Consider the following 15,555-nt stretch of genomic DNA (forward strand, 5'->3'; position numbering starts at 1 on the left):
ATAATTATATCATATCAAAGATAAAAAATTAAGGTGAAGTACTTGCTTTCTATCTAGAAGTAATGTGCTTTACTAATAAAATATCACAATAGGAGAGTTTAAAAATGGAAACTATTAATATTAATGAAGATATGAGCTTTGAAGAACTGCAAAATTGTATAGTTTCTAAGTCTAAAGAAACTATTTTAAACGAGACGATAGATGAGTTAGAATATTATGAAGAAAAGTATGAAATGCAATCAAAAGAATTTTATGACCTTTATAATGAGGGAGAACTAGACCCTCATAATAGTGATTATAGAAGATGGATTACTGTAATAGAAAGATATTGTAAAAATCAAAATGTTAAACCAAAAGCAATAAATTTGTAATGGGGAGAATGTAATTTATGAAAGAAATTAAAAATAAATTTACGGAACATATTATGAAAAAGGTAATAGGTCCTATAAAGAAAGCAAAGCATGCTAAGCCTGAATCTATAGAGTGTCTTGATTATGATCCTATAGAAGAGGGATCAGAAAGTTATGAAGGAGATATAGAAGGAGAAATTAAGCGATTTGATGATACTTCTATAAAGTTTGAAGAAACGATTGAAATTGAAATAGATAAGATGACTGGTGACCCCAAACTTAAAAAGAAGAGGTACTTATATAATTTACATAATGAAGAAAATGAATTCATATTTGGGTATCATAATCATGGTGAAGATAAAATCCCTCATCATACGCATTTAAAAACTTCTCCTCATCACAAGCATGATGGAGATGAAGTTAAAGAAGGAGATAAAAAGATTGATTTAAAAAATTTTTAGAAAAAATAGAGGGGGACAATAATTAAAACTATAGAGGATATATAAATAAGCATTCAATAATTTTATTATTAATTTATTTAGCAACCCTGCTGGGTTGCTTTATTTTTTATGATAGGTATTTAGTTTTAAAGAAAATAGGACTTCGGATAACATGAGATTAGCGACATCTAGGTACAGAGAATAGAGCAGGGTTGCGGTACTGACTTATGAAATTTAGGAGGATCAGCAAAAGTAGAGTAGCAATAGCGAGACGTCGCGAATCCCAGGGACGTTATGTGACATAGTTAGCAAATGGGTTTGTTTATATTAGAATAGGAAATGCTGCAGAATCCTAAGACCGATCAAGAGATAGAGAAGATGCTTTTTTATATTAGAAAAGCAAATATAGGCTGAAGCTTATATAAGTTATGTGGCAGTATATTTGTTTTAAGCAAGTCCAGTAGCGAGACCTAGGTTATATTTTGTGTTAGTTTTATTTTTTAGGCGAAGATGCTCAGGTTTAGAAGCAAGTTTTTGAGCATGGTGAAGTTAAAAACATATTTAAGAACCATTTTAGGGAATGATATCTACTCTATCTCTTTCGGTTTATTCTTTTTTTAAAGTTATAGAATTATAGTTGTAAGAGAACTCTAATTAGAGCTGTTTGGGAAGGATTGTGGAAGAAAAGTCTCATTAGCAAAGGTGAGTAGAATAGGTTTAGCATAATTTAGAAGTGCTTGCATAGGTTTTGGAGAATATAGAAAATATCTTTTGCTAACTACATCACATAACATGAGCTTAGCGACATCTAGGTATAGAGGATAGAGCAGGGTTGTAGCACTGACTTATGAAATTTATGAGGATAAGCAAAAGTATAGGAGCAGTCCCGAGACGTCGCGAAGCCCAGGGACGTTATGTGAAATGACAATTTAATATTTTACTATAGAGGTGAGATAATATGAATTATTATGGTAAAAGATATATGCCAGCAGAAAAATTTAGAAAATATTATTATGAGGTTGCTGAAACTAGGGCAATTAATGGTGCTCATAAAAGAGATATATCTGAGTTAGAATTTTGGGAAGAAGAGGAATTGTTTTATCCTTATATTAGAGTGATTTTACCAGCGGAAATCCCACGTTTTTTTGAAGAACAAAGGCTGGGAGTAGAAAAACAGCAAGATATTCCTAAATCTTGGCAAAAAAATTGGAAGGGAATAATAGATTTTTTAAAAAAAGTTGACTATTGGAAAGATAAAATATCTTTTGTGAAAGGTGAAAATTATAATAAAGATTCTATTATACATCCATATGATATTAATAATGGTTTTAATGAATTTATTTTAAATCCTAGAGAAAAAGAATTTAAACCATGGGATAGTTATGAATTTAAAGTTTGGGCAGAAGAAAATGGGAAAAGATATTATACTCCAAAAAGTTGTGCAGAGCATTTATATCATTATTGGCAAATTCATTATTTAGATGCTGTAAGAAGAGAAAATAGAATTGGGTTCTATGTAAGTAAAGATCTTTTTTCTAGTGAAGAAGATTTGATTAATAAAGATAATAAATTAAAAATCAAACAACCTTTTTATTATACAAAATTAGAAGATCTCAATAGTGTAAAAGAAAGTTATGATATGCTTTCTCAATATATTTTAGAACAAAATAGAGAATTTGAATATCTAGTAAGAAATCAAAATAAGGATACTGGTTATAAATTAAGTGAAGAAAAATATAAAATTTATTATGACAGATGTGAAAAAAATGCAAACAGGATTTATCATAAATATAATTTAACCCAAAGTGAAATTTTTGATTTTTTAAAAACATTATGTAATTTATATTTTGATTATGAAAAGGATAGAAGAGAAAAATTATCTAAAGAAGTAAAAAAAGACATATCCAAATTAGTAGATTTAATTATTTATGTTACAGAAATGAGTGTTGATAATATAATAAATGAGATAGGTAAATTGCATGGATGTAAGAAGAACGCTTTAAATATTATATTCCCCGATTTATTGGAAGAAGCTAAAGAGGATGCTTTTAAAACTATTAAGTCTAATTTAAGAGACTATAATTCAAAAGTTTTAGAAAAGTATAAATTGGAGAAGAAAGATATAATTGATTTGTGCGATTATTGTAGTAAAAATGGACATTCACTTTTATTACAAACTATTAATCAATTAAATCATGATTGGTTTAATAGAAATGCTTTTACTAATGATAAATTATTCACTCACACTAGAAATTTAAGTATTTTTGTGGAAGATTTCATAAAGTATATTGGTAATCATTGCTTAAATAATGATATTCGAAATAAATTTAATCAAGCTAGAGCTGGTAAGTTGACATTTGAAAACTGTTTGAAATGGTTAGTTAATTTTAATAATCAAGCGCCTTGGTGGGGGAAGTTTAAAAGTGAAAAGAAGACTGTAACAAGCGTTAAACCTCAAGATGGAGATAAGGTTCTAAAACAGGTAGTTAATCAGCAAAAGTTTCATAAAAAAGAATGGATGAATTTTGTAATAAAGAATTTTATAATTACTAATGTAATAAGAAATTTAGCTGCTCATACAGTAAGATGTCCTAAAAAAGTTTTTGAGGTTTATTATGTTAATATTTTCAATTCAATTATAAATTCTGTTTTGTTTATTTGGGGATTTGCTTTAGAAAACAATTTAGTTAAAATAGATGATTAAGTATAGTAAAAATGTTTTTTAGCCAATTGTCACTTCACATAACATGCGATTAGCGACATCTAGGTGCGGAGGATAGGGCAGGGTTGCAGCACTGACTTATGAAATTTAGGAGGATAAGCAAAGTAGAGGAGTAGTAGCGAGACGTCGCGAATCCCAGGGACGTTATCGGAAATTCAAACATTAGCAAGTGCTCTTTAATTTCATTAATAATTTAAAATGAGGTGATATTATGAAATCAAAAAAACTAGTGCTGCCTCCAATATATAAAATCAATTGTAAGGTTTGTAATGATAATGTGATAAAACAACTGGTTTTGCCTTCAAAAAAAGGTGATTTCAAACTTGAAAAATATGAACAAAATCGTGTCAAAGGTTATATTTTAAAAGAGGATAATATATTGATAATAGAAAATAGTGCTCAAATCCCAGATGGTTTTAATAAGGTTTTACGATTAAAAGGAGATAACAAACTAAATGTTCAATCTAATTTAATTTGGGAGAAGCACCCAAAGATGAATTTTGGAGAAAAAGTTGATTTTGATTTCAATGTGAAAGAAACAAAAAAATCTTGGAGGAATAGTTTCTCTTTTAAAAAAGAAATAAGAAATGAAGAAAATGAAATAGTGCAGTCTGGTTTAAGACCACCTCAAATTGGTGCAATTCATTCTATGATGTCACATTCAATTGTATCAGATAAACCAGCCACTATTGTAATGCCAACTGGCACTGGTAAAACAGAAACAATGTTAGGTTTACTAATAGCAAAGGAATGTGATAAAGTATTAGTTATTGTACCAAGGTCTACATTACGAAAACAAATTTCAGATAAATTTATTTCGCTAGGTATTCTTAAAAAATTTGGTATAGTAAAAGAAAAAGTTAAATATCCTGTTGTTGGTATTTTGAAGCATAAATTAAATACAATAGAAGAAGCAAATCAATTTTTTAAAAGTTGTAATGTTATTGTTTCAACAATGCGCCTTATAAATATATGTAACACTAGAGTACAAGAAAAAATTTCTGAACAGTGTTCTCATTTGTTTATTGATGAAGCACATCATATAGGAGCACCTACTTGGAGGAAGTTTAGAAATAACTTTTCTAATAAACAAATAATTCAATTTACAGCGACTCCTTTTCGAAATGATGGAAAAAATATTGATGGTGAAATAATATTTAACTATCCTTTACATCAGGCTCAAAAAGAAGGTTATTTCAAAAAAATCAATTTTGAACCTATAGTGGAATTTACAATTTCTTCAGCAGATAAAGCAATTGCAGAAAAGGCTGTTGAACAATTGAAAGAAGATATATCCAATGGATTTGAACATATTTTAATGGCTAGAGTTAAAACTATTAAGCGAGTAAAAGAAGTTTTTTCTTTATATGAAAGTTATGAAAAATTTAATCCTGTGTTTGTACATAGCAACTTGAATAAAACTGAAAAGGAAAAAGTTTTTTCTAAAATTAAAGCTAAAGAGTCTAAGATTGTGGTTTGTGTAGATATGTTTGGAGAAGGTTTTGATTTACCAGAATTAAAAATAGCTGCTTTACATGATATACATAAAAGTTTAGGAGTAACTCTTCAATTCACAGGAAGATTTACAAGAACTAAAAGTAATATTGGAGAAGCTACATTTATTGCAAATATCGCAGATCCAGATGTTAATGATACTTTGCAGAAATTATATAGTGAAGATGCAGATTGGAATTTTATTTTAAAAGATAATAGTAATAAAAAAATTAATGATAAAATCAAATTATCTAATTTAATAGATGGCTTTACTAAAAATAAAATTGATGAAATTTCAATTCAAAATATTTCTATTGCGATGAGTACTGTTGTTTATGAATCCTCCTCTAATACTTGGGATCCAGAAAATTTCACAGAAGCATTTTATAAAAATTCTGAAATTATACACACAATAAATCATGAAAAAAACATTTTAATTATTATTAAGAAAAATTATAATTCTGTCCCATGGGGGAAGGTAAAGAAAATATCAAATATTTCTTGGGATTTATATGTGGCATATTGGAATGCAGATCAAAATCTTCTTTTTATAAATAGTACAGCTTCAGGTGGAAGTCAAAAATTAGCCGATTCTATAATTCAAGATTATAATATTATATCTGGAGAAAAAGTTTTTAGATGTTTTGATGGTATTAATAGGATAATTCTTCAGAATGTAGGTCTGAGTAATGCCATTAATGGTCCAGTAAGATTTAGAATGTATGCAGGAACTGATATAGTTGAAGGTCTTTCTGATGCTCAAAAACGAAATACTATTAAATCTAATATTTTTGGCCTTGGTTATGAAAATGGTCAAAAAACAAGTATAGGTTGTTCATATAAAGGGAAAATATGGTCAAAAAAGCGAGTCGATTTATTAGAATGGTGTAATTGGTGTGGTTTAGTTGGAGAAAAATTAAAAAATGATCAAATAGATATAGATGATTTAATAAATGGAGTATTAAAACCTGAAGTGATTGAGGAAAGACCTAATTTAATGCCAGTTGGTATTGAATGGCCAGAGAGTTTTCTTATAGAATATCAAACTACAATTAATATAATTTTTGATGAATCTGATTATCCGCTATATGAAACAAGTATTGAGTTAATAGATAGAGATACTAAAGGTAATTTAAAATTTAAGATTTTTAGTGAAGATTTTGCAGAATTTTTTGAATTAGTTTTTGATAAATCAGTGGAGGGGAATTATTATTATAAAAGATCTGGTAATATATCAACTAAAATTAAAACTGGTAATGAAACTAATGAATTAACTGAATGGTTTAAAAATAATGAACCACCTGTAATTAGATTTGCTGATGGATCATATTTACAGGGGAATATTTATGTTAAACCTGAAGATGAAAACTATAGTCCTTTTAATAAAGAAAAAATTAAAGTTTGGAATTGGGATGGTGTTGATATAAAAAAAGAGTCTCAAAACGAAGAGAAAAAAGAAGATTCAATACAGTATAATGTTATTCAAAAATTAATGCAACGGGATTATAATTTGATTATTGATGATGCAGGAGAAGCTGCTGATATAGTAACATTTAAAGTAGATGAAGAAAGTAAAAGTATAGGAGTTGAATTTTATCATTGTAAATATTCCCATGGAGAAAAGCCTGGTTATAGAATAAATGATCTTTATGATGTTTGTGGTCAAACACAAAAGAGTATTTACTGGAAACAGGATATATTGGTATTGATTAATCATATTAAGAAAAGAGAAGAAAAACGAATTAATGAGAATAGAGTTTCAAGATTTGAAAAGGGGAGTCTTGAAAAATTATTAAAAATTAAAAGAATGTCTAAATTTTATTCTTATAATTTAGACATTTATATTGTACAACCAGGGTTATCAAAATGTAAGGTTAGTAATGATCAATTAGAATTGCTTGGAGCAACAGAAAATTATTTAAAAGAAACTTATGATATAAATTTAAGTATTATTGCTAGTGAATAAATTTAAAAGTAACATGTTTGAACTTCCGATAACATAGGGTTAGCGACATCTAGGCTATGAAGAATTGCAAGGTTAGGGATTACATATGAAAGTTTCGGAGGATGGACATGTTATAGGAGGTTTAAGCTAGACGTCGCGAACCCTAGGGACGTTATACGAAAGCATCAGCAAATTAGATTTTTGTAGTGAAAATATAAATTTAAAAAGGAGTGAAATTTATGTTAAAAGTAAAAAAAGCAGTATTAGACTATTTAGAAAGAGAAGAAACAGACTATGCCATTTTAATAAATGGTGAATGGGGAAGTGGAAAAACATATTATTGGAAAAATAATTTACAAACTGAAATAAATGATGAAGGTTATGAATCTATTTATGTATCTTTATATGGAGTAACTAGTTTATCAGAAATAGGAAGAAAGATATTTTTGAGCAAAATGGAAGATGGTTTGCTATCTAAATTATCAGGGAAATTAGACGATATAGGTGGAGAAAAAATTAATAAATTGAAAGAAAAAGGATTTGAATTAACTAAAACTTTAATTAATGTATCTGATAATAAATTTGGGACTAATTTTAAAGAAGAGGCAGATTTAGAAAATTTAGTTGATTTAGAAAAATCAGTTCTTGGTTTTGATGATTTAGAAAGATGTAATCTTCCAGTTGAAGAAATCATGGGATATATTAATAATTTTGTTGAACATGATATGATAAAAACTATTATCATTGCAAATGAAAATGAAATATATAATCCATCTTTAAAACAAAATGTTTCTTCTAAAATAGATATTGCAAAATATTTTTTCAAAAGTGAAAAAACAATAGAGGAAAACATTGACGAATTCGATTCAAAGATTAAAAGGATTTTTTCTGAATATAGTCATTATAAGAAAATAAAAGAGAAACTCATTGGAAAAACTATAGAGTTTAGTCTTACTAAAGAATATTGTAATGAAGTAATAGATAATTTGATAAGTAAATTTTTGGATAGTGAAAAAAATAGCAAAGTAGAAGAAAATATTAATAAAAAATATAATAGTTTTCTGGAAAGTAAAAAAGATATTATTATAGATACTCTTTATAGAAGTGATAAAAATATTCGTTCTTTAAAGCATGGATTAGCTGATTTTAAAAAGATATATTCTTATCTATATGAGAATGATTTATTTGATGAAATAGATGATAATTTATTAATATTTACTTTGGCTGTTTCTTTTGAGATAAGGTCTGGACTTTATTCTAAAGGTGAATTAGAAAAATTAATAGAATATGATTTACTTTACTATTCTCCTTCAGGTTTAATATATGAATCTGATAAAAATGATTATAAAGAAGAACTTGAGTTTATTAGAAAAATCATAAATAATTATTATCAAAAGGGAATTGATTTATATTTTTCTCCTATGATATTCCAATATGTAATGAAAGGTTTTTTAAATAAAGAAGAATTAAAAAGAGAGATAAAAGAAATCAAAGAAGAAAGAAAAGAAATAATGAAAAGAAGAGAAAAGAATCCTAAATTAGAATCTATATTAAATAATTGGTGGAATTTAGATGATAGTGATTTTTATTCAAAAATTGATGATGTTATTCAAAATGCTGAAAAAGGTAATTATAAATTGGGAGTTTACCCAGAACTATTTTATAATATTTCCAAATTAGCTCACTATAGAGTTATAAGTAAAAATTTAGATGAATTAAAAGAAAAGTTTAAAGATGGTATTAAAGTTTCAAGAAAAAAACATAGTTATGATGAAATTTCTAGCATAAGTATTAATTCTATAGAAACTAAGTTTAATCTTTATAAAACTAATGAATTAGAAAGTAAATATATAGAATTTTGTGAAGAAATTAAAGACTTTACATTGGAGCAAGTTGAGAAAATATTAAAAAAACAAAAAAATAAAGATATAAAAGAAGTTGCAAAATTAATAAATAGCAATCCAGAAGAGTTCTTTGATTGTATAACTAGTAGTAAAGAGTATTTATTTAAACCAATTATAGTTTATATTGATATCGATAAATTTATAGAGAATATTAAGGAGAATAAATTCAGCAATGAATATATTACTGATTTAGGTAATTTCTTACTTCACAAATATGAAAATGGAGATTTAAATAAACAATATCATGGATATGAAGAAAAACTTTGTTTATTAAAAGAAAGAATTGATAATTATTTAGATGAATTAGAGAATACAGATCTTAAATTGAGATTTTATTTAGTCCAAAGGTTATCAAATTCAATAGATAAAATAACTAAAGAACTAGAAAATAATAAATAATAGTTTGGTTAAAGAATATGATTTATTATTTAAATTGAACTAATGCCTTCGTATAACATGGGGTTAGCGACATCTAGGCTAGGAGGATAGGTGAAGGTAGGGATCACATATGAAAGTTTTAGAGGATGGACAAGTTATAGGAGCATTAAGCTAGACGTCGCGAACCCCAGGGACGTTATGCGACATATCCAGCTATGCCCTTTGAAAATGAATGTATTGCATTTAGAAAATAAGTATATCATAAGTAAAAAATACAAAATTAGTTTAACTGATTCTTTTCTTATTCAATTTGTAATTAATTTGATTTTTATATTTGTAAGAGCAAATCTGATGGAAGAAGATTTAAAATAGGAGGTAAATAATGAGGGAATCTAAAAAGACGTTTATAAATTTATTAATATTATCTTTTCTATTTATTACAATTATAGTTATTGCATTGTGGTCAAATTTTTTTGGATTTGATATATTAACAGATGGAATAATAATGATTTTAGGAATTTTACTAACAGTAATAGATATTATTTTAATTTTGGGAGTCATAGGTATATTATTAATTACTCAAAGAGGGGAACCAATTTCTGGATTAATATTTTTTACTAAATTAGTTATTTCATATTTCCTTCCGATAATAATTAAATTGGGAAGTTATTTTGGATTTAATAAGGACGAAATTTTACTTTCTTTTATTAAGACAAACAATCAATTAATAAATCCAGGAGAGATAGAAGTAAAACCAGAAAAGATATTACTTTTTACTCCTCACTGTATACAGTGGTCAGAATGTATTTATCGAGTAACTGCTGACTGTGATAATTGCCAGCAATGTGGACAATGTCAGATTCAAGATTTAATTGAATTGAGTGAAAAATATGGTATACAATTAGAAATTGTAACGGGTGGAACTGTGGCTAGAAAACAAGTGAAACAATTAAAACCAGAAGCGATAATAGGGATTGCTTGTGAAAGAGATTTAAGTAGTGCAATTCAAGATGTTTATCCTTTACCAGTTTTTGGAGTAATTAATTTAAGACCACATGGTCCATGTTTTAACACAAAAGTAAATATAGAAGAAGTAGAAAAAGCTTTGGAAAAATTATTATCTTAATTAGAGATATTAAAATAGGGGGAACGTGGGAGCTGGATACGATCGCATAACAGCAGCTTAGCGACATCCATTCACAGAGTATAAATGAGGGGTGGGGCTGACTTATGATATTCAGGGTGCATTAAAATTAGGTTACAGAGCATTAGCGAGGACGTCGCGAAGTTGCGGGACGTTATGTGACATAGTTAGCAAATGGGTTTGTTTATATTAGAATAGGAAATGCTGCAGAATCCTAAGACCGATCAAGAGATAGAGTAGATGCTTTTTTATATTAGGAAAGCAAATATAGGGTGAAGCTTATATAAGTTATGTGGCAGTATATTTGTTTTAAGCAAGTCCAATAGCGAGACCTAGGTTATATTTTGTGTCAGTTTTATTTTTTAGGCGAAGATGCTCAGGTTTAGAAGCAAGTTTTTGAGCATGGTGAAGTTAAAAACATATTTAAGAACCATTTTAGGGAATGATATCTACTCTATCTCTTTCGGTTTATTCTTTTTTTAAAGTTATAGAATTATAGTTGTAAGAGAACTCTAATTAGAGCTGTTTGGGAAGGATTGTGGAAGAAAAGTCTCATTAGCAAAGGTGAGTAGAATAGGTTTAGCATAATTTAGAAGTGCTTGCATAGGTTTTGGAGAATATAGAAAATATCTTTTGCTAACTACATCACATAACATGAGCTTAGCGACATCTAGGCACAGAGGATATTGCAGGGTCACGCACTGACTTATGAAATTTAGGAGGATGAGCAGAATAGAGGAGCATTGCCGAGACGTCGCGAAGCCCAGGGACGTTATGTGAAAGAGTTTAGCGACTAATTTTCCGGTATAGAATCCAACTAGTAAGAGATCACTATTTTCGAGGGAAGGTTAGGAAATAGTGGTTTTTTTATAGGCTTAGGATTACTGATAGCAGATGAAAGAGTTTAATAGAGCTTTTTTAGTTACATGTTTAAAAGAAAAATAAACCTTTTATTAAAATCTTTTGTTAAAACCTCAAGTAAAAGATTCAATTCAAAAAAAGCTTCAGCAATATTTTTGTAACATTTCCTAACCTCTTTATCATTGTGTAAGTTTATTCATTTGGATTATTTTTAAGATAGAAGTGTGACTACTTGTAAATTTTTGATGCAGAATAAATAGCATAAGAGTAATTAAACCTCTTATGGTATAGCATGGATAGATTGATGTAGTCAACTTCTAGCTTGCAGAGAAAGTTAAAAAAGGGAAAGGGGGGCAGAAGAAAACCTTTCTTCATCCTTGATTAGGGAATTATTGGGCTGGTCTTTCCGTTAGGAAAACCAGTGCGGTGCTGGGCAGGAGTTAAGCTAAATGGAGAGCGTTTTGATTTTTTAGTAGGGAGCATTGTGAGTGACGATAAAACCTTGGAATAGCATTGCAATATTTTATTAGCTAACTCCTTAATTTCATTTTGAATGTGGAAGTTGGGAATTCATTTTTTATCTTTTTAGAAATTGGATTATTTTATGAAGGGTTTATATATATTAGCAAGAATTACATAATTGAGAGAAATATTTTATTGATTAGCAATGTAGAAGTTCTGCCCCCTTTCCCTCAGGTAGATAGTTTTGGCTAGGGATAGAATTGTTTTGTGATGCGAAATAGAATATTTTTTAGCTAAGTTAATAGCAATAGCAGAATTTATTTTTATGGGTTACCGAACAACTCCATCACATAACAGCAACTTAGCGACATCTAGGTGCAGAGGATAGGGCAGGGTCACGCGCTGACTTATGAAATTCAGGAGAATAGGCAAAAGTAGAGGAGCAACAGTGAGACGTCGCGAAGCTGCGGGACGTTATGTGACATTTTGCTTGAAGGTAATTGGATTTAAAAAACAAAACTTCTTAGGCTAAATCAAACCCTAAGAAGTTAGATAGAAGTAGTATTTTGTTTTAACCATTGTGTTAAGTCACTTTTAGATAAATTTTCAGCTGATAGTTCTATTATGATTTTATAAGTTTCTTTTTCAGAAGCAGATATTTCATAGCCGTTATTTTGTAGAAAAGTATCCATAGCAACTAAAGCGACACGTTTATTACCATCTATAAATGGGTGGTTTCTGCATAGATGAAATCCATAAGCTGATGCCATTTCAAAGATATTATTATGCAAATAGTCTCCATTAAAAGAACTTTTGGGTTGTTGAATAGCAGAATCAAGGAGGTTTTCATCCCGGATGCCTGGACTTCCTCCATAAATTTGTATTAATTGTTCATGAAAATACAATATAACTTTTTTAGGAATAAAGTTTACATTTTTCATTTAGATAATTCCTTTAATGTGTTTTTAAATTTTTTATTAGTTTTTTCAAATGATTCAGTCCATTCTTCAAATTCAGGATCATAAGGAGTTAAAGTGAACCCATCATTTTGTTCAATAAGATGAAGTTCTTCTCCTTCTTCTAAATGATATTTTTCCATAAGCTCTTTTGGAATAGTAAAACCGTAGCTGTTACCAACTTTACGAATTTTAATAGTTTGCATTATTATCACCTCACTTATATTATAACATTTGTATTACATAATATTCAACCAAAATTAAAATTGATAGGTATTAGAAAAATCGTTAGAAATATTTTAGGCAAAACATCACATAACATGCGATTAGCGACATCTAGGTATAGAGGGAGAGGCAAGGTTAAGCACTGACTTATGAAATTTAGGAGAATAAGCAAATTATAGCAGCATTAGCGAGACGTCGCGAATCGCAGGGACGTTATGCGACAGTTCAAGTTAAAAAGATAAAAGATCGAAAACACTTGGGTAAAACAAAAGATCATAAAGACTTTAATTCTTTTAAAACTACTTATAAAAGATTGAAAATATTTTAAAAAACTTGTTTTCATTATTGGAAGTAAAGATTTCATATCGGCTTAACTTTCAAATAGTGGGGTAAAAAGTGTGATGTAAGATCTTATAAAAAAACTTGGTTAAACCTAAAATCATAGAACCTTTAGACCTTCTTGGAAAAACATTTTGGGAAATATAAAAGAGGTAAAAGAATTAAAGAACATTTGGGTAAAGCAGAAAAAAGCATAACCTTTAAACCTTCTGGGGAAACCTTTTGAAAAATACAAAAAAGATAAAAAAACATTTGGTAGAACAAAAAAAGTACCCCTTAAAACTTTTAAAAGATTTGGGGTAAAGCATAAAAAAATAAAGATATTAGGGGGCAATCAAAACCTTATGGAAAAGAGTAAAAGAATTGAAAACCTAATATAAATTATCTTTTTCATTATTGAGAATTGCAATTTAAGATTCTTTTAAGTTTTAAAGTGAAAGGGGAAGGCAACTTGAACCATCGCATAACATAGGGTTAGCGACATCATAAGTGTTAGAGATTATTGTTGCCGCAATGACTTATAAAATTTAGGTTTATAATTAGTAATGAAAGAAATATATGACGTCGCGAACCCCAAGGACGTTATGTGACATTCCTGACTTAGTATTTATTTCTAGCGGTAATTTTTTTAGAAATATTTATAAAACAAATTTAAATAAAGGAGGTGACAAAAAAGTATGAATTTAGAATTAGTTTTGCAGATGTTATTTGGGTTAATTTTTTCTTTTGTTTATCCTAAATTATTTAGAAAATGGGAATTAGATGATTGGAAGTTTAATATAGTATTTTTTGTTTTGTTTTTTATTGGTTTATTTTCTGGGATATGGTTTATTTTAATTTGGTTTATAGGAATTATTCTTGTTGCTAAAAATTTTGTTGATGAAAAATTTGAAGATTTAAAAGTAAGTATTTCAATATTCGTTGTGTTTATTAGTTCTTTGTTGTTGCAAAATAAAATTTTAAATCTTATGTTTTTGCCAACTATACTATTAGTTTTAGCTACTTATTGGCTAAGTAAAGAAAAATCTTTTTCTGAATATTGTAAAGTTTTTAGTTTTATATTAGCAGGATTAATGTTTTTAAAAGTAATATCAACAATTATATCTGCTCCATTTTCTATGTAAACTAGTTATTAATTTAAAATTTAGTTTTATGCAAAGGATGGTTAATTATGATGAAAAAATCATTTCCTATAATAATGCTATTAATAGTATTATTATTTGGAGTTTATAGTAATAATTATAATTTTGAGAGAGGGTTCTCAAAATTAGGCAAATATAATGATTATGGTGCTCAAAAAACTTATGCAAGCTTATTTAGTGGGGAGCTTAATTGGGAATTTGGTTATGATGGTTTACCTAAAAAAGTAGGTGGAGTTATTAGTATTTTTAAATTGCATGATGAGAGAATGCTTCCATACAATAGAAAATATGATATTAAAATAAGTTTTAATATGCATATTGGAGTAGGAATAATGCTAGGTGCTAATAAAATAGGTATTGTTCCAGGTATAGGTCCAATATTCAATTGGAGATTAGTATCTAGAGAGGAAAGTTATAGAGGAATAAAAAGTAAAAATTAATTGTGATTTTGAGAAGAGTAAAAGTATAAAATAAATTTTTTTATGGCGTCAGGAACATCACATAACATGGGGTTAGCGACATCTAGGCTAGGAGGATGGGTGAAGGTAGAGATTACATATGAAAGTTTTAGAGGAAGGACAAGTTATAAAAGGGTTGAGCTAGACGTCGCGAACCCCAGGGACGTTATGTGAAAGAACTAGTATATTGATTTTTAGTTATAGAATCCAACCAGTAAGAGATCACTATTTTCGAGGGAAGGTTAGGAAATAGTGGTTTTTTTATAGGCTTAGGATTACTGATAGTAGATGAAAGAGTTTAATAGAGCTTTTTTAGTTACATGTTTAAAAGAAAAATAAACCTTTTATTAAAATCTTTTGTTAAAACCTCAAGTAAAAGATTTAATTCAAAAAAAGCTTTAGCAATATTTTCGTAACATTTCCTAACCTATTTATTATTGTGTAAGTTTATTCCTTTGGATTATTTTTAGGATAGAAGTGTGACTACTTGTAAATTTTTGATGCAGAATAAAGAGCATAAGAGTAATGAAACATCTTATGGTATAGCATGGCTAGATTGATGTAGTCAACTTCTATCTTGCAGAGAAAGTTGAAAAGAGGGAAGGGGGGGCAAGAATAAAACCTTTCTAGATCCTTGGGTAGGGAAGTTTTGGGCAAGTCTCTTCGGTAGGAAAACCAGTGCGGTGCTGGACAGGAGTTAGGCTAAATGGAGAGCGTTTTGATTTTTTATTAGGG

General features: G+C 28.4%; 11 protein-coding genes. 9 read left to right on the forward strand and 2 right to left on the reverse strand.

Annotated elements, in window-relative coordinates; translation table 11 throughout:
• The first annotated feature begins 104 nt into the window (after positions 1-104).
• The 7 genes from JOC47_RS14865 to JOC47_RS15825 all read left to right on the forward strand — a co-directional run bounded on the left by JOC47_RS14865 (position 105) and on the right by JOC47_RS15825 (position 12,232).
• Positions 105-371, forward strand: a complete 267-nt coding sequence (locus JOC47_RS14865; RefSeq protein ID WP_204703187.1) for a hypothetical protein — start codon at positions 105-107, stop codon at positions 369-371.
• A gap of 17 nt (positions 372-388) precedes the next feature.
• Positions 389-811, forward strand: a complete 423-nt coding sequence (locus JOC47_RS14870; protein WP_204703188.1) for a toxin-antitoxin system TumE family protein — start codon at positions 389-391, stop codon at positions 809-811.
• 937 nt (positions 812-1,748) lie between these two features.
• Positions 1,749-3,494: a hypothetical protein gene (locus JOC47_RS14875; protein WP_204703189.1), complete on the forward strand. Its 1,746-nt coding sequence runs from the start codon at positions 1,749-1,751 to the stop codon at positions 3,492-3,494.
• A 229-nt stretch (positions 3,495-3,723) separates the two neighbouring features.
• The gene (locus JOC47_RS14880; protein ID WP_204703190.1) at positions 3,724-6,972 is read left to right on the forward strand and encodes a DEAD/DEAH box helicase; all 3,249 of its coding nucleotides are present in this window, start codon (positions 3,724-3,726) and stop codon (positions 6,970-6,972) included.
• A 218-nt stretch (positions 6,973-7,190) separates the two neighbouring features.
• The gene (locus tag JOC47_RS14885; protein ID WP_204703191.1) at positions 7,191-9,254 is read left to right on the forward strand and encodes a P-loop NTPase fold protein; all 2,064 of its coding nucleotides are present in this window, start codon (positions 7,191-7,193) and stop codon (positions 9,252-9,254) included.
• Positions 9,255-9,615: 361 nt separating this feature from the next.
• Positions 9,616-10,359, forward strand: coding sequence for a DUF116 domain-containing protein (locus JOC47_RS14890; RefSeq protein WP_204703193.1), 744 nt, complete (start codon positions 9,616-9,618; stop codon positions 10,357-10,359).
• Positions 10,360-12,109: 1,750 nt separating this feature from the next.
• Complete coding sequence (locus JOC47_RS15825; RefSeq protein ID WP_275579440.1) at positions 12,110-12,232, forward strand: hypothetical protein; 123 nt, start codon at positions 12,110-12,112, stop codon at positions 12,230-12,232.
• Positions 12,233-12,248: 16 nt separating this feature from the next.
• Here the strand turns inward: JOC47_RS15825 and JOC47_RS14895 are convergent, their stop codons facing one another.
• Both JOC47_RS14895 and JOC47_RS14900 read right to left on the reverse strand, forming a co-directional pair.
• The gene (locus tag JOC47_RS14895) at positions 12,249-12,641 is read right to left on the reverse strand and encodes a type II toxin-antitoxin system death-on-curing family toxin (protein ID WP_204703194.1); all 393 of its coding nucleotides are present in this window, start codon (positions 12,639-12,641) and stop codon (positions 12,249-12,251) included.
• Positions 12,638-12,862, reverse strand: a complete 225-nt coding sequence (locus JOC47_RS14900; RefSeq protein ID WP_204703195.1) for an AbrB/MazE/SpoVT family DNA-binding domain-containing protein — start codon at positions 12,860-12,862, stop codon at positions 12,638-12,640. The genes JOC47_RS14895 and JOC47_RS14900 overlap by 4 nt, the downstream gene beginning before the upstream one ends.
• Positions 12,863-13,897: 1,035 nt before the next feature.
• Here JOC47_RS14900 and JOC47_RS14905 point away from each other — a divergent pair.
• Both JOC47_RS14905 and JOC47_RS14910 read left to right on the forward strand, forming a co-directional pair.
• Positions 13,898-14,344 (forward strand): hypothetical protein, encoded by a 447-nt coding sequence (locus tag JOC47_RS14905; RefSeq protein WP_204703196.1) that lies wholly within the window; start codon positions 13,898-13,900, stop codon positions 14,342-14,344.
• 47 nt (positions 14,345-14,391) lie between these two features.
• Positions 14,392-14,802, forward strand: a complete 411-nt coding sequence (locus JOC47_RS14910) for a hypothetical protein (protein WP_204703197.1) — start codon at positions 14,392-14,394, stop codon at positions 14,800-14,802.
• The last annotated feature ends 753 nt before the right edge of the window (positions 14,803-15,555 follow it).

This window comes from Halanaerobacter jeridensis (genome assembly GCF_016908315.1).
In the GTDB taxonomy this organism is placed as follows: Bacteria; Bacillota; Halanaerobiia; order Halobacteroidales; family Halobacteroidaceae; genus Halanaerobacter; species Halanaerobacter jeridensis.